We start from the raw sequence: 19,253 nt of genomic DNA, 5'->3' as shown, positions 1-19,253 counted from the left end.
AGAATGAAAATGTTTAGAAAAGGGAAGCAACTTTTATTGATTTGTCAAAGCATAAGGGGGAGAGAGCATGATTACATTACAACGTACACCGTTATTTGATGTATACGCGAAGTATGGTGGGAAAACAATCGACTTCGGTGGTTGGGAATTACCAGTTCAATTTTCAAGCATTAAAGAAGAACACGAAGCTGTACGTACAGCTGCAGGTTTGTTCGATGTGTCTCATATGGGAGAAGTTGAAGTAAAAGGTGTAGATAGTTTAGCATTTTTACAACGTGTTGTTACAAATGACGTATCTACCTTAAAGGTAGGGGGCGCACAATATACAGCTATGTGCTACGAAAATGGTGGTACAGTAGATGATTTATTAATCTACAAACGTGGTGAAGAAGACTATTTATTAGTAATCAATGCATCAAATATCGAGAAAGATTACGAATGGTTAGCAAGTCATGTAATTGGCGATGCGACAGTAGTCAATGTTTCTAGTGAAGTTGCACAGCTTGCAATTCAAGGACCAAAAGCAGAAGGCATTTTACAAAAAGTTGTGTCAGAAGATTTGAAAGAAATTAAGTTCTTTAAATTTAAAAACGATATTCTTGTAGATGGAATTCCAGCACTTGTATCTCGTACAGGTTACACAGGTGAAGATGGATTCGAAATTTACTGTAAGAGTGAAGATGCTGCAAAACTTTGGGAGAAACTTCTTGAAGTTGGAGCAGAAGAGGGCTTAAAAGCATGTGGTTTAGGTGCTCGTGATACACTTCGATTCGAAGCAACATTACCACTTTATGGACAAGAATTATCAAAAGATATTACACCGATTGAGGCTGGAATTGGCTTTGCGGTAAAAACAAATAAAGAAGCAGACTTCTTTGGAAAAGCAACGTTAAAAGAGCAAAAAGAAAACGGTGCGCCTCGTAAATTAGTCGGCATCGAAGTAATCGAACGTGGAATTCCTCGTACGCATTATCCTGTATTTATTGGTGAAGAAAAAATTGGGGAAGTAACAAGTGGTACACAATCTCCAACGTTAAAGAAAAGCATTGGTTTAGCACTAATTGATGTAAAATACGCAGCAGTTGATACAGAAGTAGAAATTGAAATTCGTAATAAACGCGTCAAAGCAGTAGTTGTTCCAACACCATTTTACAAACGTTCAAAGTAACGGGGAGAGGGGTAGATTTCATGTTGCATCGTTATCTTCCAATGACAGAAGAAGACAAAAAAGAAATGTTACAAACGATCGGCGTTCAAACGATCGATGAATTATTCTCTGATATTCCAGAGAGTGTTCGTTTTAAAGGGGATTTAAAAATTAAAGAAGCAAAATCAGAGCCAGAGCTTTTAAAAGAGCTATCTCAAATGGCTAATAAAAATGCTAACTTAAAAGAATACGCTTCTTTCTTAGGAGCAGGCGTATACGATCATTATGCTCCAGTAATTGTAGATCATGTTATTTCTCGCTCAGAATTTTATACAGCTTATACACCATACCAACCGGAAATTTCACAAGGGGAATTACAAGCAATCTTTGAATTCCAAACAATGATTTGTGAATTAACAGGAATGGATGTAGCAAACTCTTCTATGTATGACGGGGGTACAGCTTTAGCTGAAGCGGCAATGTTAGCAGCTGGCCATACTCGCAAAAAGAAAATTCTTGTATCTAGCGCGGTTCATCCAGAATCAAGAGCAGTACTTGAAACGTATGCAAAAGGTCAAAATCTTGAAGTTGTTGAAATTAATCATAAAGATGGTGTAACAGATTTAGACGTATTACAAAGTGAAGTAGATGATACAGTTGCTTGTGTAATCGTTCAATATCCAAACTTCTTCGGACAAGTTGAAAAATTAGCTGATATTGAAAAAATCGTTCATCAACAAAAATCATTATTTATCGTTTCTTCAAATCCATTATCATTAGGCGCATTAACACCACCAGGGAAATTTGGTGCTGATATTGTAATCGGTGATGCACAACCATTCGGTATTCCAACGCAGTTTGGTGGACCGCACTGTGGTTACTTTGCAACAACGAAAGCATTTATGCGTAAAATTCCAGGACGTCTTGTTGGACAAACTGTAGATTCAGATGGTAAACGTGGATTTGTATTAACGTTACAAGCACGTGAACAGCATATTCGTCGTGATAAAGCGACATCTAACATTTGTTCAAACCAAGCGTTAAATGCATTAGCAGCTTCTGTTGCAATGACGGCACTTGGCAAACAAGGTGTGAAAGAAATGGCACGTCAAAACATTTCTAAAGCACAGTATGCAAAACGTCAATTTGAAGCGAAAGGCTTCACAGTAACATTTGCTGGACCATTCTTCAATGAGTTTGTTGTAGATTGCAAACGTCCAGTGAAAGAAGTAAACGATGCATTATTACAAAAGAATATTATCGGTGGTTACGATCTAGGCCGTGATTATAAAGAGCATGAAAACCATATGCTTGTAGCAGTAACTGAGCTTCGTACAAAAGAGGAAATTGACACACTTGTAAACGAAATGGGGGCTATCCAATGAAGAACCAAGACCAAGCACTTATCTTTGAAGTGAGTAAAGAAGGACGCATAGGATATAGCTTACCCAAATTAGATGTAGAAGAAGTGAAACTAGAAGATGTGTTTGAGAGCGATTATATTCGAGTAGAAGATGCAGAGCTACCAGAAGTATCTGAACTTGATATTATGCGTCACTATACAGCACTTTCAAACCGTAACCACGGTGTTGATTCTGGATTCTATCCACTTGGATCTTGTACGATGAAATATAATCCGAAAATTAATGAGAGGGTAGCTCGTTTCGCAGGATTTGCAAATATTCATCCACTGCAAGATGAAAAGACAGTACAAGGTGCAATGGAATTAATGTACGACTTACAAGAGCATTTAATTGAAATTACAGGTATGGATACTGTTACTTTACAACCAGCAGCTGGTGCACACGGAGAATGGACAGGTTTAATGTTAATTCGTGCATACCATGAAGCGAATGGTGACTTTAACCGTACGAAAGTAATTGTACCTGACTCTGCTCACGGAACGAACCCAGCATCTGCAACTGTAGCTGGTTTTGAAACAATTACAGTAAAATCAAATGAAAATGGCCTTGTTGACTTAGAAGACTTAAAACGTGTTGTAAACGAAGAAACAGCAGCACTTATGTTAACAAATCCTAATACATTAGGTCTATTCGAAGAAAATATTTTAGAAATGGCAGAAATCGTCCATAATGCAGGCGGTAAATTATACTATGATGGTGCAAACTTAAATGCGGTATTAAGCCAAGCACGCCCAGGAGATATGGGATTTGACGTTGTGCATTTAAACCTTCATAAAACATTTACAGGTCCTCACGGCGGTGGTGGCCCAGGTTCTGGTCCAGTAGGTGTGAAAGCTGATTTAATTCCGTACTTACCAAAACCGATTTTAGAGAAAACGGAAAGTGGTTATCACTTCAACTACGACCGTCCAGAAGCAATTGGTCGTGTGAAACCATTCTATGGTAACTTCGGAATTAACGTTCGTGCATACACGTATATTCGCTCTATGGGTCCAGATGGTTTGCGTGCAGTAACGGAGTATGCTGTATTAAATGCGAACTATATGATGAGAAGATTAGCGCCATTCTATGATCTTCCATTCGATAGACATTGTAAGCATGAATTTGTATTATCGGGTCGTCGTCAAAAGAAACTTGGTGTACGTACATTAGATATTGCAAAACGTCTGCTTGATTTTGGTTACCATCCACCAACAATTTACTTCCCATTAAATGTGGAAGAATGTATTATGATTGAGCCGACAGAAACAGAATCAAAAGAAACATTAGATGGTTTCATTGATAAGATGATTCAAATCGCTAAAGAAGTAGAAGAAAATCCAGAAGTTGTACAAGAAGCACCGCATACGACAGTCATTAAACGTTTAGACGAAACGATGGCTGCACGTAAACCAGTTTTACGTTATGCAAAGCCAGCTCCTGTACAAGTTTGATTAGAATAACAAAAGAAGAACTCGCTGAGGCGGGTTCTTTTTTGTATGGAGAATTTGTCCCGCATTAACGGACAGTAAACTCCCAACTCAAAACTTAGCTGGTGCAAAGAAGCCAGGTGGGAGATAAACTGTCCGTAAATGCCCGATTGGTTCAACTAATAATCAGTGGGGATGAACAAAAATCCCCACTGATTAAAGTTTCACTTTATGCAGAAATAGTGAAGAAAATGTTAAAAAATTATATTTTTTGTTTCCTAATGGTGTAAAGGTGTAGTTTTATAGGTAGTTTTGTTGAAAAAGTCGGTTTGATAAAAGTATTTATTTTTGTTAGAATTTTATTGAAATTAAGAAGATGTGATGAGGCAAAGATTACTCATTTTTATGTATATGTGAAAAAACGAACAAGACGGGGTGAAAGTGTGGGATATCGATGTTATAGAATGGTATACCATTTAGAAAATGGAGAAACAATTAAAGATGTAAAAGAATTTTGCTATCGAGACCAAGGAAAAGTGTTAGAAAGAGTAGCAAATCGTGTAATGGATAATAGAGAAGTGACGGCGATTGATAAACAAGGAACAATCATTTCAATAGCATGTGAGGACATTGTAAAGGTAGAACTTGATTACATAACAGAAAGTTAACCTTGAGTCATATCGAATTATTCGATAAAATAAACTGTTGAATGGTGAAGTGAGAAGAGAGGAGTTTATCATGGGTAGTACAAGACACTTTTATATGTTTATCTTAGCGTTTGTTCTTGTTGTGGCATTAACGATTTACTTAATTGTTGACAGCAGCTGGTACAACACAGTTCATCCGGCATTCCTTCTGTTTATGTATATAGGAATTGCAGTAGTAAGTTTCGGAATGAGAGACGAGATGTTAGATCGCTTTGAAAAGTGATACATATACGAAAGACCAACAGGAAAATGTTGGTCTTTTTTTCTTGCCAAAAATAGGATGATGTGTATATACTGTATATATAAGATATATACAGTATATACACACACTGGAGGAAAACATGAATATTATTATTTCGAATTCTTCCCAAGACCCTATTTATGTACAAATAAGAAAACAATTAAGCCAGCTTATTTTAAATGGTGGTTTAAAGGGTGGAGATCAATTACCATCTATTCGTAGCTTAGCGAAGGAATTACAAATTAGTGTCATTACAACGAAGCGTGCATACGAGGAGCTTGAAAAAGAAGGATATATAGAAACTGTTGCTGGGAAGGGGACTTATGTTTCACGTAAAAATAATGAACTATTAAAAGAACAAAGGCTTCGCCTATTGGAAAGTAAAGCTGAAGAAATCGTAAAAGAAAGTAAAGTGTTGCAGCTTTCACTTGAAGAATTGCAGCAGATGATTGCGTGTTTATATAAGGGGGAATAAGAGATGTTAGAGCTAAAAAATGTTTGTAAAAGTTATCAAGATTTTGCAGTGAAAAATATAAGTTTTGCATTACCACGAGGATATATTATGGGGTTTGTCGGACCAAATGGTGCTGGGAAAAGTACAACGATCAAAATGATTATGAATTTAATTAGAAAAGATAGCGGCGATATAAAAATTTTTGGCAAAGACAATAAGAAAGCCGAAAAGGACATAAAACAAAATATTGGTTTTGTATATGATGAAAATCATTATTACGAAGATTTAACGTGTGAACAAATGAAGCGTATTATTGCACCGTTATATAAAAAGTGGGACGAAGAGCAGTATCAATCGTATATGCATAGATTGCAAGTTCCAAAGTATAAAAAAATTAAAGAGCTATCTAAAGGGATGAAAATGAAGTTTGCGATTGCCATCGCACTTTCGCACCACGCAGAGTTTATTATTATGGACGAACCGACAGCAGGGTTAGATCCAGTTGTTCGAAGTGAATTACTCGATATGTTGCAAGAAATTGTAATGGAAGATGAAGTATCCGTATTATTCTCAACGCACATTACAACAGATTTAGAGCGCATTGCAGATTATGTTACGTTCATCAATGATGGAGAAATTATATTTACTGGTGAAAAAGAAGACTTAATGGAGAACTACGTAATCGTAAAAGGAAGTAATGATTTATTAGACCGAGAAGGAAAAGAACTATTTGTTGGATTACGAAAAAATAAATTTGGTTTTGAAGGTTTAGCGAATGATAAACAAGCAATCATAGATTGGTTTGGAAATGAGGTTGTACTAGAAAAGCCTACATTAGATGATATTATCGTTTACACCGCGAAAGGAAGAGGTGCCTATGCGTCAGCTCGTATATAAAGATTTGTTCTTTTTTCGGGCGATTTGGTTAGTGTATCTAATTATGCCACTAATGTTTTCTTTTATAGAGCCGATTGGTGAAACGGTATTTTCTTTAAGTTGTTTACTGATAACAATTTCCACATCAACAATATTGATAGGGATGGATGAAAAAAATAATAGTGATGTCATTATGAATAGTTTACCACTAAGTCGAAAGGATATCGTTATCGCTAGATATATTTCCTGTGCAATATTTATCGCTGGGAGCATGCTTGTAACGATGTTTGTTATTTTTCTAATACGAAGTGTTGGTGTCGTTGGTGATATTCGTGCATATCATTCGGATTTATATATCGAAATCCCTTGGTATGCCGTAGTTAGAGTGGCGATATGCTCTTTAGTTTATATAGCGGTGCTGTTTCCTAGTTATTACGGAACAAAATCTAAAATGGCACGCGGACTATTTACAGGTGGAGCGGCTATGGTAGGGGTTATTGCTGGGATGTTTATTGGTGAAGGAGAAATGGCGGCATTATCGTTTGTTGAATGGGTTATGATTCCTTCACATTTTATGTGGTTTCTAGTTGGGGGAATGGCATTAGCTAATATATATATTTTTTCTATGTTTCTTGCAATTAAAATATACGGAGCACGTGATTTGTAGGGAGGGGGATTAACATGCAGCAATTGATTTTGAAGGAGTTTTTCTTACAAAGAAAAATGTTTCTTATCTATTTGATCTTACCAATATACGGAGCATTCCAAAACTCTATAGAACCATTTCAAATGGCGTATGTTTGTTTTGCTATATGTCTTTTGATGATTTCAATCTCTTTATCAAATGAAGAGAAAAATAGTACGGAAAAAATATTAGTAAGTCTACCTTTTACTAGAAAAGATATTGTCATTGCGAAATACATATCGACACTATTTTTTATGGCATTCAGCTTAATCATTACATTCGTATTCTTTATACTCCCTGTATTTGTATTAAAAGAAAATATAAATATTCCTTGGTATGCAGCATTTATAGCTATTTTCTTTTCTGTTCTGTATGCTGTTATGATACTTCCTATAAAATATAGTGAGGATAAGCGAACGGTTACTATGCTGGGATTAGTTATGCTTTTTCCTATAATAGGTTTACTAGGATTTATGTGCAATATATTTACGGATGAAAGGCTTATGTTAATGATTTTTCGAACTTCAGATATGCTATTAGTTATTAGTATTTTGAGTATAGGCGCGTGTGTAAGTTATTTAGCTTCAATGTTTATAGCTATTGTGAGTTTTAAAAAGAGAGAGCTTTAATACTTATTGGCTTGTCTTATATAAAAACGAATAATTGATGTTAAGGAATGAGTTCAGTGAGGTGTAATATATGATCAAGCAATTAGTTTTAAAAGATATGATGATGCAAAGAAAGTTAGGATTTATTGGTTTTATATGTTTGCTTTTCCTTACAATTATTGATTTTGGTAGCGACAATTTTCTTGTGACACTTAGTATAACTATACCTATCCTTGGAACAATATGGTCGACGAGTTATGAGGCTAGAAATAAGAGTGAAAAGATATTAAATAGTTTACCGCTTCAACGTAAGGAAATTGTCATAGCAAAATACATATTTATAAGTATTTTAGTTGTTTTAGGTGTGATTTTCTCACTTTTGATTGGTCTAATTCAGTTGCAAAATGAACATATAACTGGATTTACGCTGTGGGGAGAGATTCTTGGCGGAATAACGGGAGGATTGGTTTATAGCATGATCGTACTGCCAATTGAATTTTTAGTAGAATATAGCAGTTCGAAACAGGCGGCGTATTTTATGGGAATTATAGTTGGTGGATTAAGTGGAGTGATTGTAAGTAGTGAATGGTTAGATGTAGAGAATGCTTGGAGCACAAGTCTAGTCGTAAATATTTGTTTTATAGCAGGACTCATTCTTTTGTATATTATGTCCATGTTTTTCTCAATTCATTTGTACAATGAACGTGATCTGTGAGAGGAGGAAAATAGCGTTGAAACAACTAATTTTAAAAGATTTCATCATTCAATGGAAGTTTTTAATTTGGTACATACTGTATCCTGTTTTCTTTTATATGGCCTTAACAGATACGGAAAATCTGTTCATAATTATGTCCGTAATTATTACAATTGGAGCAACAGTAAAAACATTTGAAGCAGATAGTAAAAATGAGAGTGAAGTTATAGTAAATAGTTTACCAATATTGAGAAAACAAATTGTGTATGCGAAATATATAGTAGCAATTATTATTCTTTTTATAAGTGTAACGGTCGGTTGTTTCACGATGGGAATGAAGAGTGGGGTTAACTTATTTGAATTTCTTGAAACGACAATGGTTGCTAGTATTAGCTTTATTTTATTGTATTTAAGTTTTGTTTTACCAATATCCTTTTGGCTAGGGTATAAGAAAACCATTTTCATTACGATAGTAATATTCATGGCACCGATAGTTGTTTTAGAAGCTTTGTTTCAAATTAACTTAGAACAAATTCAACTATACAACAGCTTGTTATTCATTAGTTCCATGTGCATGTTCATAGCATCTACCTTTGTTTCAGTAAAAATATATGAAAAAAGAGAATTTTAAAAGGTGCCTTAAAAAAGGCACCTTCTTCAATAACGACAATACGAGAGCAGTAGTTTATAAAAAGAAACGCTATTTGGCACATCTTTCGGAGTATGTAATATAAAGCTGAAAACGATGATGAGAATAAGAAATAGGAAAAATAAAAATAGGATTTGCTTATGTATAGAATTTTGCATATTATTCACTCCTTTTTTTAGGTAGTATGTCCAAAAGAAAGGAGTGTATGAAAAATGTTAGGAGGGGAGAATGATGAACAAAAGAAAATGGTTATATAGAATAGGAATATTTTTATTTTCAATCGGTCTCATATTAGCAAATGTTTACTCGGATATACCACCGTTATTTCCAAGTTTACTAAAAGGGTTGGTATAAGTATTGCCATAGTTGGTCTGTTTTGTCTTATCACATCTAACTTCTACAGAAAGTCTGAATGAATATAAAAAAGGACAGTTACTCTTTTTCAGAAGTACTGTCCTTTTTTAATAACTTATTCCATAGTTTGGCGATACTCCATATAATGACGATTGCAATGGAGGCGATAATGGACCAAACAATTGATATAATTTCAAGTGTCATGTTAGGAAGGAATGTGAGAATGGATAATACTTTATGAAACAATGATTCTATTATATGAAAACTTATTTGTAATAGAATGACGATACCAAGTGTGATCCATGCTAATATTTTCTTTCCTTGTTCTTTCCACATGACATTCACCTCTCGTTAGCTTAATAGTTTTAAGCCAACAGCGCCGCATAGAATACAGCTTAAGAAAGCAAGACGACGCCAATCCGCTGATTCTCGGAAAATGAGAATGCCTAGAAGTGCACTTCCGGCAGTTCCGATTCCAGTCCAAATTGCGTAAGCAGTTCCCATCGGTAATGTGTTCATCGCAAGAGATAAGAAGAAGAAGCTTACGCCGAAGTTAGCGATTAAAATAACTTTTGGTGCCCAGCCTTTCTTTTCAGTGGCTACTTTCATAAAGAGTACACCAATAATTTCACAAATACCAGCTAGAATTAAAAATACCCAAGCCATTTTATGCGGCCTCCTTCGCTTCTTTTTCTTCTGTTACTCGTTTTAAACCAATTACTCCGAAGAAGATTAAACCGATTAATAAAACTTTTACGATAGAGAAAGGTTCTCCGAAGATGAAAATCTCTGTAAGAACGATTCCACCAGCTCCGATTCCTGTAAAGACTGCGTATACAGTGCCGACAGGTAAATCTTTATAAGCTCTAAATAATAAGACGAAACTAATTGTAATTAATAGAGCAACACCAGCCCATTCAAGTGGTGCCTCTGCTTTTTTTAGTCCAATCACCCAAAATATTTCAATAATACCAGCGATGATTACATAAATCCATGCCATATGTCATTTCTCCTTCCTACCAGTCGTTAGGTAAAGGGCTTAAAAACGACGCATTGCAAAGGAGCAATCCGTCAGTTTGAAAGTCCGCGCCAAAATACTTTCCAAGAAGCGTCTAAACGTGTCTCAAAACGATTTAAACCTGCGTATAATAGTTCAACCATAAGACCGTCGAGTAAGCATAGAAAAGCCTCTAAGGCGTCTTTTACTTCAATGTTATGCAGCTCATCTTGTTCGCTTGCTCTTTTAAATACAGGGAATAAAAGTTTTCCGACGTTTTCAATGTGTACATTTGCTTTATTAATAATTTGTTCGCGAAATGCATCAGGCGGAAAATAAGAAGTTCGTAACCAAAACATTGATTCTTCACTTTCACCAAATCGTTTTGCATACCCTTTTAATAATTTTAAAAGCAATTCTTCAGTGGACGAATTGGAAAAGCTTTCGATATCGCCTGTGAAGCTCTGCAAATCTTTTTGAAGAGCAGATTCTAAGCATATGAAATATAGCTCTTCTTTTCCTTTAAAGTGTGCGTAAATCGATGGTTTTTTAATCCCAACTTCTTGAGCAATATTTGCCAATGAAGTTCCTTCATAGCCGTAGCGTGCGAAATGAGAAAGTGCTACAGCTTTAATGCGGTTTGCTGTCATTTTCATCCCCTACCTACCGTTCGTTAGGTTCATTATATGAGATGGGAAATATAATGTCAATAGGTGAAGATCTGAGAAAGAGCGTTATAAGTAACGCTCTTTTTAGACAGTCTCTCGCTCAATTAAATGGAATGAAAGTTCTTTTGCACTGCCGACAATTTGCTCGCTTTGGATCTGCTTATGGAATAAAGAAAAAGCATGTGAGCCCATTGCGAGACCGGGATGTTCAATTGTGGAAATTTCTAATGCCTTTGAAATTTCATGATTATCAAATCCAAGGATAGCAAGGTCTTCAGGTACTCGAATACCATGTTTTCGAGCCTCTGTTAATAAACCAGCTGCAACTTGATCGTTCGCTGTGAAAATAGCAGTTGGACGATTTTTCATATTTAAAATACGATGGAGTATTTGTGCTCCGTCCTGCATTGTATAGCATTGGTGGAAAATCCATTCAGGATGCAACGTTTTCCCTTCGTTACGAAGTGTATCGGCGAACGCTTTTTCGCGCTCCATGGAATTTACACTTGTTTTTCTTGCTAAACAAATTCCGATTTTTTCATGGCCTCTACTTAGTAAATAGGCAGTACCAAGACGGAAACCTTCATAATGATCTACGTAGATGGATGAAATGAGGGGATGCTTCATTTTTTCACATGAAATAATAGGGGCAAATTTTGCAAAAGGTTCGATTTGTTCCCAAGAGCTCGTTCGGGAGCAAATAATCATCCCATCAAATTGTTTCATTTTCATCATTTCAAGAACACGAATTTCTTCAATGCTATCGTAATTCGTTTGACATAAATTAATATGATACCCAGCTAATAACGCTTCGTTTCCGATTCCTTCAATAATCGTACTGAAGTAGGGGAGGTTAATGAAAGGAAGCATAACGCCAATTGTATATGTTTTCCCTCTTATTAAATGGACAGCATTTATATTTTTTGCGTAGTTTAATTCTTCAACAGCATCTAGAACACGCTTACGCTTTTCTTCTTTTACGTAAGGGTGATTATTCAGGACACGAGAAACAGTTGATATCGATACACCAGCAGTTTTAGCAATTTGTTTTATATTGGCCATATGTATCACCTCTTTCCCTTATTATAAAGGGAAAATAATAAGAAAGAAAAAATCTTGACCTGAAAAGCTTTTCACAAACTATGGTATTAATAAGACTTCTTTTTATTCGCGTAACCTTTTCACTTGGGCGTAAGAATGATAGGGGTCTTTTTTGTTTGCAAAAAGTGTTGTCAAAATGTGTGAGAATAACGTGGAAAGTTTTCAAAGGTGGAGTTTGGTGACAAAGCGAATATGAAGAGAATATCAACGCTTCGTTCGTTAAGAGAGCGATATGAAAGGGCGGAAACAAATTGAAAAAAAGAATCATTTGTTTCGTGTTTTCTAGTTTCGTGCTTAGTTCGTGTTCGTTTCAGCAAACGATGCAAGAAGAAAAACACTTTGTGGGAACAACGGGAGGAGCTATGGATCGTGTTACGGATCCTATTCCGCTAAAGGAACTTCCAAAATATTTTCCGGTGAAGTTTGAAGTTCCAACGTTTTTACCGTACGATATTACAAGTGATGTGAAGGGGGAAGTAAGAACGCTTGGGAAAAAGAACACTGTCTTAACGATTAAATATAAACAGAAAGAACCAGGTAGAAATGAGTATATTGAGTTAAATGTCGCGAACTTTCCTTATAGTTTTCCAGATCTTGTGGAAGAGAAGCGATTTCAAGAACAAATGAAACTGAATAATGGAACGTCTGCTTATTTTAAAAATAAAGATGATTATGAACGTGGTGACGAATTTGCTACGCTTATATGGAAAGAGAAAGGAATTGAATATCAACTGCTGTATCGGAATGTAGAAGAGAACGATGAAAAGGTAATCAAGCAGAATTTATTATACATTGCGAATAAGATGAAATGAAAAAACTAGCTGATTTATTCAGCTAGTTTTTTGTATGTTATTATTTCTTTTTAATTTTGCCTGTCCAAGATTTAAATCCGCCTTGTAATTGGTAGAAATCTTTGTAGCCTTGTTTTTTTAAGTATTGCGCTGCACGACCTGTACGGAATCCGCTTTGGCAATATAAGTAAACAGGTTGATCTTGACGAAGTTCTTTATGGCGAAGGCGAATTTGTGATAACGGAATGTTACGTGCACCTAAAATATGCCCTGCGTTATATTCGTCTGCTTCACGAATATCGATAAGCTGTGCTTTACGGTAGCCAGCGCGAAATTCTTCTTCTGTAAGAGTTTTAATTAATTTTTTCTGATAGAAGTACATCCATACAGTGTAGCCGATAAATGCTACGATTACGGCTAATAAAATAATCCAAGTTGTTGACACGATTCTATCGCTCCCTTTTTTCTTATCCTACTTTCAATATTATAATGCCCTTATGTATTTATGCAACAGATTCATTTGCATATAAGAAGAAATTTCGTATTCTTTCACAAATTTTGTCGAATTTGGTAGACTAGAGAATGTGAAAAATAATTGGTTATATGAGGTGCAGGATGGGAAAAGAAAAATGGTGTTATATTAACTCTGGTCAATGTTCACCGGCATTTAATATGGCGTTAGATGAATGTTTATTAAATTGGCAAAGTGAAAAGAAAATGCCACCAACAATTCGTTTTTATGAATGGGAGGTACCAACATTAACAGTTGGGTATTTTCAACGTGTTGAAAAAGATATTAATATGGATGTAGTTAACGAAAAGAAATATGGATTCGTTCGTCGTCAAACAGGCGGCAGGGGTGTACTACATGACAAAGAGTTAACGTATAGTGTTATTGTGTCTGAAGATCATCCGAATATGCCGAAAACAGTTACAGAAGCGTATCGTGTTATTTCGCAAGGTTTATTAGATGGTTTTAAGGCATTAGGGTTAGAAGCATATTATGCAGTTCCAAAAACAGAAGCAGATCGTGAAAATTTAAAAAATCCACGTTCCGGCGTATGTTTTGATGCACCATCTTGGTATGAAATTGTAGTGGAAGGACGAAAAATTGCTGGTAGTGCTCAAACACGTCAAAAAGGTGTTATTTTACAGCATGGATCGATTCCATTAGAAATTGATTTAGATGAACTATATGATCTATTTTTATTCCCAAATGAACGTGTGAAGGAACGTATGAAGAGTATGTTCTCTTCTAAAGCAGTAGCAATTAATGAATTAACAGACCGTACATTTACGATAGAACAGTTAATTAAAGCGTTTGAAGTTGGCTTTGAAAAAGGATTGGATGTAGAACTTGTTCCATATGAATTAACAGAAGAACAGTTACATGAAGTTCAAACGTTAGCGAAAGAAAAGTATGAAAGTAATGAGTGGAATTATAAAAAATAAGAGATGGCAATTGCCACCTCTTATTTTTTTATAGTAAATTAAGTACTTTTTCTACTTTGATTCCTTTATCTTGTAAAGAACGAAGGCGATTTACAACGTCCATAATTTCTTTGTCAAATGTAACGCTAATACCTTGGCTTTGTAGTTCTTCTTTTAAGCTTTCAATAGAATCATCTATGTCGATGCCAAGCTCGTAATCTTGACAAACTTCAATTGTCTTTTTCACGAGTTTAACATAATTTTCTTGTAGTTTTGAATTTGTTTCAGTCAAAGCAGGCTGCTTCGGTTTTGCAGGAGCAACCGGTGCTGTCTCTTGCTTTGTAACTGGAGTAGGGACCGCTTTTTTCACAGGCGCTGGAGTAACTAGTTCTACAGCTGCTTCTACGCTTACTGGCTTCGGTGTCGGTACCGGAGTAGGCTTAGGTGCCATAGCAGGTGTTTCCACACGCGTAACAGGCTTAGGAGCAGGCGTAATTGCTTTTGGAGCTTCTACAACTACTTCCTTTTTCGGTGCTGCTTCTACCTGTGTTTCTTCTTGCTCGGCAGCTTCTTTATTTTCTTTACTCCACATAACGCGTTCAATTTCTAGAGAAACATTGTTTTTGTTCATCGCTGTTAATGTAACTTTACCAACTTCAGCGTTTCCAGTGAAATCAACAATTTTATAAATAACACTCTTGTTCCAATCCACGTTTCCGCTCAAAAATAATTCTTCGTTACATTTCGGCGTTAAGCCCTCGATTTTAATTTCTGCGTTTACACCGTTTTCACTATATACCATAATTAGCGAAGCATTTACATCTTCGTCTGCTAACATTAGTTCACGTACCATTTTGCCGGTGCGTACTTGCGTTTTCTTCTTAACTGACATCTAATTTCTCCTCTCAAAAATTCAGTAATAATAAAAAAATCGTATAACGAAAAATAATTGCTCACGAAGATTTATGATACCGATAATAAAAGCATCACGTCAACAATTAACTTTAATTATTTTGCATTTTTCTTATTTTCTTTATGAAATTTTTCAATTTGTAAAATTAGACAGAAGAAAAAACAGCCTTTTGAGAGGCTGTTAAAAATTTGATTTTTTATATAGTAATTTATATAAAATAAAAAATAAGATAGCAATTAAAGCATTTTGCCAAAAGTTTAGATGATAAATGAGATAAGGTTGCTTTTGGAAATAAATATTTAAGAATACAGCGGAACAAAATGGAGTAGCAAATGCGAATCCAAATAGAATTCTTCTTTTCCAATTCATTTTCTGATTAAAGGAGTAACGCTTTAATAAATATAAAATAAATAGTATACCTAGTATAATTATTGAAACAGACAAAGTAGTTCCAAGGATGCTAAAAGGCGGACTTGATAATGTATTGTTTTTTTCAAAGAAAAACATAAAAAATGAAATAATTGCATTTATGCCAAACTGTATAGCAAGAAGTAAGCTAATAGAAAATCCAATTAAAGAGGCTTTTTCTAACTTTGTTTGAGTTGGTAAAGCTGATATAAGTTCATCGCAATAAGATTGTAAATTATCTCCAAAGATGTCATAAGCGTTTTTATTTTCTGCTTGTGCTTCGATGAGGTGATCTAATATTTCTAGTAACAGTTCTTCCATTTGTTGCTCTGGCACGTTAGATAAACGAAGATAAACTAACATATCGCTATAAGCAACTTCATTTTCAGGTGTTAGAAGCTCACGTTTTTTATTATTCAATTCAATCATGTCTTGTGCATTCATCCCTATCACTCCCCCTGTAATAAGTTATTTACCGTAGTTGAAACCATTCCCCAGCTTTGTTTAAATTCTTCAAGCTGCTCTAATCCTTTATCGGTTATGTGATAATATTTTCGCTTTGGACCGAGTGAGGAAGCTTTTAATGTGCCTTCGATCAATTTTTCTTTTTGCATACGTAATAATAACGGATAGATGCTTCCTTCGCTTACGAATGTAAATCCGTGTTTATTTAATTTTGTGCTCAGTTCATATCCGTACACTTCTTCTTGTGAAATGATGTATAGGATGCAACCTTCTAATACACCTTTTAACATTTGGCTGTGCATGATTTCACCACCTTTTACTCAGGTAACTTGCGTTGCAAGGTAGCTGTTATCCAAATTATAACATTCAGTAACTTGCAACGCAAGTTACTGAAGTGGAAAACTTTAATGCGTGTTAATTTTTCAACGTTTCCCATACTAACGAGAGGGAGGGAAGCACATGAAACCATTTATGCCAAAACTCGTTTACTTTGAACCAAAGGCACTTGAATATCCGCTTGGAAAAGAGCTTTATGAGAAGTTTACGAAGATGGGATTAGAAATTCGTGAAACGACATCACATAATCAAATTAGAAATTTGCCAGGAGAAAATGATTTGCAAAAGTATCGTAATGCAAAGGCTACACTTGTCGTTGGAGTAAGGAAGACGCTAAAGTTTGATACGTCAAAACCGTCAGCTGAATATGCAATTCCGCTCGCAACAGGGTGTATGGGACATTGTCATTATTGCTATTTGCAAACAACACTTGGGAGTAAGCCTTACGTTCGTGTGTATGTCAATCTTGATGAAATATTTGAGAAGGCAAAGCAATATATGGATGAAAGGGCACCTGAAATAACAAGATTTGAAGCAGCGTGTACATCAGACATTGTTGGGATTGATCATTTAACACATGCATTAAAGCGGGCGATTGAATTCATTGGAGAAAGTGAATATGGGCGCTTACGTTTCGTCACGAAATATTCGCACGTTGATCATTTATTAGATGCAAAGCATAATGGGAAAACTCGTTTCAGATTTAGTATAAATTCACGATATGTAATTAAAAATTTTGAACCAGGGACATCGCCATTTGAGGAGCGAATTGAGGCGGCACGTAAAGTAGCAGGTGCAGGTTATCCACTTGGTTTTATAGTCGCGCCACTTTATATGCATGAAGGATGGGAAGAAGGATATCGTGAACTATTTGAGCGACTGTACAATGCGCTGAAAGATATGACGATACCAAATTTAACGTTTGAATTAATTCAGCATCGTTTTACGAAACCAGCGAAAAAGGTTATTCAAGAGCGTTATCCAAATACGAAGCTTGAAATGGATGAAGAGAAGCGGAAGTATAAATGGGGACGATATGGCATCGGAAAATATGTATATAAAAAGGATGATGCAGCAGTATTGGAAGAAACGATAAGAGGTTATATAAATGAATTTTTTCCTAATGCAGAAATACAATATTTTACTTAAGGGGGGTCTGTATGCAAATACAGATTCTTTTTTGTTTTATATATTTAGGCTCGTTTTCAACTTGTCACGTTATTCTTTCTGGTGTATCATTTTATTGATTGCTTCGTACGGAATAAGCAAAATGAACTTGGATGGAGGAAACCGATGCCTACCCCTAGTATGGAAGATTATATTGAACAAATTTATTTGTTGATTGATGAAAAGGGTTACGCCCGCGTATCTGATATTGCTGAAGCGCTTAGTGTACATCCATCCTCTGTAACAAAAATGGTGCAAAAATTAGACAAAGATGAATATCTAATTTATGAAAAATATAGAGGGCTTGTATTAACAACAAAAGGTAAAAAAATCGGAGAACGTCTCGTATATCGTCATGACTTGCTAGAGCAATTTATGCGTATTATCGGTGTGGATGAAAGTAAAATTTACAATGATGTAGAAGGAATTGAACATCATTTAAGTTGGGAAGCGATTGATCGCATTGGTGATTTAGTGCAATACTTTGAACAAGATACAGTCCGAGTGGAAACACTTCGCGGTGTTCAAAGAGCAAATGAAGAGAAAAGTAATTAAGGGGAACGTATGGCGTTTCCTTTTTTATTTCAATTCGAAAAGGATGGGAGAATTATGAAAGCAATTATTTTTGATTTTGATGGATTAATTGTGGACACAGAAACGGTATGGTTTCACTCTTTCAGAGATGCTGTTCGTGAATACGGCGGGGAACTACCTTTAGAGGAATTTGCGAAATGCATTGGAACAACAGATGAGGTACTTTATACATATCTAAATGATCAATTAAAAGAGAAGTTTAACAAAAGTGTATTAAAAGAAAAAGTGGCAACTTTACATAAAGAGAAAATGAGAATACCAGAAGCTCGTGACGGGGTAAAAGAATATTTAGAAGAAGCGAAAGAAATGGGATTAAAAATCGCACTAGCTTCTAGTTCTTCTAGAGAATGGGTTATTCATTTTTTAGAAGAGCTACAAATTCGAGAATATTTTGAAGTAATTAAAACGAGAGAAGATGTTGAGAAGGTAAAACCAGATCCAGCTCTTTATCGAGTTGCAATAGAAGAATTAGGAATTAAGCCATCTGAAGCTGTTGTATTTGAAGACTCATTAAATGGATTGAGAGCAGCAGTTGCAGCGGGATTAACGTGCGTTGTGGTACCTAATGATGTGACACGGAATTTACCGTTTGAAAATCATCATCTTCGAATTGAAAGTATGAGAGAGAAAAGTTTAAAAGAAGTGCTTCAAAGTATAAAAAAAGACCGTATTTCCTAAAAGGAAGCACGGTCTTTCTTTTTGCTTTTTTTGCCTTCAATGACAGTTAAATGAGACTGTTTTCTTTTTCGTTTCAAAGTGGAAGAATTCCCTTTTTTACTTTTGTCATTAGAAGTATTTGACTTAAAGAAAGAATTGCCTAGGGGTGCTACATTTTGTTTCCCATGTTTGCGGTTCGATTGTTTTGCCGCACGCTTATATGAGCTTTGCGAATTTGCGGAACCACTGGAATTTGTAAACATCTTGTATAGCAAGTAAAAGATACCGACAACAAGTAACATGTACCCGATATTTCTTAATACACCCATGGGATTTGTAATAACAGATGAAACAAGGCCGAATATTGCCAATCCGATAATAAGCACAAATATAGCGAAAGTAAACGAACGACCGTTCATAAGGGACACCTCCTAAAAACATATATTGAAATTAGTATATTAACGATGAGGAAAGGAG

The 19,253-nt window shown here is 35.4% G+C and carries 26 protein-coding genes and 1 pseudogene; 17 read left to right on the top strand and 10 right to left on the bottom strand.

All coding sequences use genetic code 11. From position 1 onward, the window contains the following. Positions 1–67 precede the first annotated feature (67 nt). From gcvT to ACX9TM_RS21225, 12 genes and pseudogenes are all read left to right on the top strand, one after another. Positions 68–1,168 carry a glycine cleavage system aminomethyltransferase GcvT gene (gcvT, locus tag ACX9TM_RS21280; RefSeq protein ID WP_000631769.1) on the top strand — a complete coding sequence of 367 codons (1,101 nt, stop codon included), beginning with the start codon at positions 68–70 and terminating at the stop codon, positions 1,166–1,168. A 20-nt stretch (positions 1,169–1,188) separates the two neighbouring features. After that, on the top strand, positions 1,189–2,532 hold the full coding sequence (gene gcvPA / locus ACX9TM_RS21275; RefSeq protein ID WP_000903228.1) for an aminomethyl-transferring glycine dehydrogenase subunit 1: 1,344 nt from the start codon (positions 1,189–1,191) through the stop codon (positions 2,530–2,532). Next, entirely contained in the window at positions 2,529–4,004 is a 1,476-nt protein-coding gene (gene gcvPB / locus ACX9TM_RS21270; protein WP_065382167.1) for an aminomethyl-transferring glycine dehydrogenase subunit 2, read from the top strand. The genes gcvPA and gcvPB overlap by 4 nt, the downstream gene beginning before the upstream one ends. A gap of 440 nt (positions 4,005–4,444) precedes the next feature. After that, entirely contained in the window at positions 4,445–4,648 is a 204-nt protein-coding gene (locus ACX9TM_RS21265; protein WP_000262496.1) for a DUF3929 family protein, read from the top strand. Between the two features lie 70 nt (positions 4,649–4,718). Then, positions 4,719–4,910 carry a hypothetical protein gene (locus tag ACX9TM_RS21260; protein ID WP_000535933.1) on the top strand — a complete coding sequence of 64 codons (192 nt, stop codon included), beginning with the start codon at positions 4,719–4,721 and terminating at the stop codon, positions 4,908–4,910. 118 nt (positions 4,911–5,028) lie between these two features. Beyond that, positions 5,029–5,403 (top strand): GntR family transcriptional regulator, encoded by a 375-nt coding sequence (locus tag ACX9TM_RS21255; RefSeq protein WP_001021349.1) that lies wholly within the window; start codon positions 5,029–5,031, stop codon positions 5,401–5,403. 3 nt (positions 5,404–5,406) lie between these two features. Then, entirely contained in the window at positions 5,407–6,279 is an 873-nt protein-coding gene (locus ACX9TM_RS21250) for an ABC transporter ATP-binding protein (RefSeq protein ID WP_000891312.1), read from the top strand. After that, a complete protein-coding gene (locus ACX9TM_RS21245; protein WP_001249549.1) occupies positions 6,260–6,925 on the top strand; it encodes an ABC-2 transporter permease in 666 nt (221 codons plus the stop codon). Before ACX9TM_RS21250 ends, ACX9TM_RS21245 begins: the two co-directional genes overlap by 20 nt. A gap of 14 nt (positions 6,926–6,939) precedes the next feature. Next, positions 6,940–7,572, top strand: a complete 633-nt coding sequence (locus ACX9TM_RS21240) for an ABC-2 transporter permease (RefSeq protein ID WP_001186580.1) — start codon at positions 6,940–6,942, stop codon at positions 7,570–7,572. 70 nt (positions 7,573–7,642) lie between these two features. After that, positions 7,643–8,266, top strand: a complete 624-nt coding sequence (locus tag ACX9TM_RS21235) for an ABC-2 transporter permease (RefSeq protein WP_000595375.1) — start codon at positions 7,643–7,645, stop codon at positions 8,264–8,266. Between the two features lie 16 nt (positions 8,267–8,282). Further along, positions 8,283–8,876: an ABC-2 transporter permease gene (locus ACX9TM_RS21230; protein WP_000811452.1), complete on the top strand. Its 594-nt coding sequence runs from the start codon at positions 8,283–8,285 to the stop codon at positions 8,874–8,876. 246 nt (positions 8,877–9,122) lie between these two features. Next, a pseudogene (locus tag ACX9TM_RS21225) lies at positions 9,123–9,310 on the top strand (hypothetical protein). Positions 9,311–9,326: 16 nt separating this feature from the next. Here ACX9TM_RS21225 and ACX9TM_RS21220 read toward each other — a convergent pair. The 5 genes from ACX9TM_RS21220 to ACX9TM_RS21200 all read right to left on the bottom strand — a co-directional run bounded on the left by ACX9TM_RS21220 (position 9,327) and on the right by ACX9TM_RS21200 (position 11,975). Further along, positions 9,327–9,584 (bottom strand): DUF3975 family protein, encoded by a 258-nt coding sequence (locus ACX9TM_RS21220; protein ID WP_000265430.1) that lies wholly within the window; start codon positions 9,582–9,584, stop codon positions 9,327–9,329. A 15-nt stretch (positions 9,585–9,599) separates the two neighbouring features. After that, positions 9,600–9,914, bottom strand: a complete 315-nt coding sequence (locus tag ACX9TM_RS21215) for a DMT family transporter (RefSeq protein WP_000312623.1) — start codon at positions 9,912–9,914, stop codon at positions 9,600–9,602. Between the two features lies 1 nt (position 9,915). Beyond that, positions 9,916–10,248 (bottom strand): DMT family transporter, encoded by a 333-nt coding sequence (locus ACX9TM_RS21210; protein ID WP_000312339.1) that lies wholly within the window; start codon positions 10,246–10,248, stop codon positions 9,916–9,918. A gap of 71 nt (positions 10,249–10,319) precedes the next feature. Next, positions 10,320–10,901, bottom strand: coding sequence for a TetR/AcrR family transcriptional regulator (locus ACX9TM_RS21205; protein ID WP_002005730.1), 582 nt, complete (start codon positions 10,899–10,901; stop codon positions 10,320–10,322). A 96-nt stretch (positions 10,902–10,997) separates the two neighbouring features. Continuing rightward, positions 10,998–11,975, bottom strand: a complete 978-nt coding sequence (locus ACX9TM_RS21200) for a LacI family DNA-binding transcriptional regulator (RefSeq protein ID WP_001273985.1) — start codon at positions 11,973–11,975, stop codon at positions 10,998–11,000. 314 nt (positions 11,976–12,289) lie between these two features. Here ACX9TM_RS21200 and ACX9TM_RS21195 point away from each other — a divergent pair, with 314 nt between their 5' ends. Further along, complete coding sequence (locus ACX9TM_RS21195) at positions 12,290–12,826, top strand: hypothetical protein (protein ID WP_063220811.1); 537 nt, start codon at positions 12,290–12,292, stop codon at positions 12,824–12,826. Between the two features lie 40 nt (positions 12,827–12,866). Here ACX9TM_RS21195 and ACX9TM_RS21190 read toward each other — a convergent pair whose 3' ends face one another. Then, entirely contained in the window at positions 12,867–13,250 is a 384-nt protein-coding gene (locus ACX9TM_RS21190) for a rhodanese-like domain-containing protein (protein WP_000108653.1), read from the bottom strand. 170 nt (positions 13,251–13,420) lie between these two features. Here ACX9TM_RS21190 and ACX9TM_RS21185 point away from each other — a divergent pair, with 170 nt between their 5' ends. Beyond that, complete coding sequence (locus ACX9TM_RS21185; protein WP_000514081.1) at positions 13,421–14,257, top strand: lipoate--protein ligase family protein; 837 nt, start codon at positions 13,421–13,423, stop codon at positions 14,255–14,257. Between the two features lie 28 nt (positions 14,258–14,285). Here the strand turns inward: ACX9TM_RS21185 and ACX9TM_RS21180 are convergent, their stop codons facing one another. The 3 genes from ACX9TM_RS21180 to ACX9TM_RS21170 form a co-directional block, all read right to left on the bottom strand. After that, a complete protein-coding gene (locus tag ACX9TM_RS21180) occupies positions 14,286–15,128 on the bottom strand; it encodes a hypothetical protein (RefSeq protein ID WP_000111898.1) in 843 nt (280 codons plus the stop codon). Between the two features lie 201 nt (positions 15,129–15,329). After that, positions 15,330–16,001, bottom strand: coding sequence for a DUF1129 family protein (locus ACX9TM_RS21175; RefSeq protein ID WP_000993581.1), 672 nt, complete (start codon positions 15,999–16,001; stop codon positions 15,330–15,332). A gap of 5 nt (positions 16,002–16,006) precedes the next feature. After that, positions 16,007–16,324 (bottom strand): PadR family transcriptional regulator, encoded by a 318-nt coding sequence (locus ACX9TM_RS21170; RefSeq protein WP_000556078.1) that lies wholly within the window; start codon positions 16,322–16,324, stop codon positions 16,007–16,009. A gap of 157 nt (positions 16,325–16,481) precedes the next feature. Here ACX9TM_RS21170 and splB point away from each other — a divergent pair, with 157 nt between their 5' ends. The 3 genes from splB (at position 16,482) to ACX9TM_RS21155 (ending at position 18,797) form a co-directional block, all read left to right on the top strand. Then, positions 16,482–17,507, top strand: coding sequence for a spore photoproduct lyase (splB, locus tag ACX9TM_RS21165; RefSeq protein ID WP_000802107.1), 1,026 nt, complete (start codon positions 16,482–16,484; stop codon positions 17,505–17,507). Positions 17,508–17,651: 144 nt separating this feature from the next. Then, positions 17,652–18,080 (top strand): transcriptional regulator MntR, encoded by a 429-nt coding sequence (gene mntR, locus ACX9TM_RS21160; protein WP_001143085.1) that lies wholly within the window; start codon positions 17,652–17,654, stop codon positions 18,078–18,080. A gap of 54 nt (positions 18,081–18,134) precedes the next feature. After that, positions 18,135–18,797 carry an HAD family hydrolase gene (locus ACX9TM_RS21155; protein ID WP_033666637.1) on the top strand — a complete coding sequence of 221 codons (663 nt, stop codon included), beginning with the start codon at positions 18,135–18,137 and terminating at the stop codon, positions 18,795–18,797. Here the strand turns inward: ACX9TM_RS21155 and ACX9TM_RS21150 are convergent. Beyond that, the gene (locus ACX9TM_RS21150) at positions 18,794–19,195 is read right to left on the bottom strand and encodes an SA1362 family protein (protein ID WP_001014463.1); all 402 of its coding nucleotides are present in this window, start codon (positions 19,193–19,195) and stop codon (positions 18,794–18,796) included. The genes ACX9TM_RS21155 and ACX9TM_RS21150 overlap by 4 nt on opposite strands. Positions 19,196–19,253 lie beyond the last annotated feature (58 nt).

It is taken from the genome of Bacillus sp. LH1 (genome assembly GCF_057924895.1).
The sequence above is the reverse complement of the archived record's forward strand: the minus strand, read 5'-3'. Positions and strand labels throughout refer to the sequence as shown.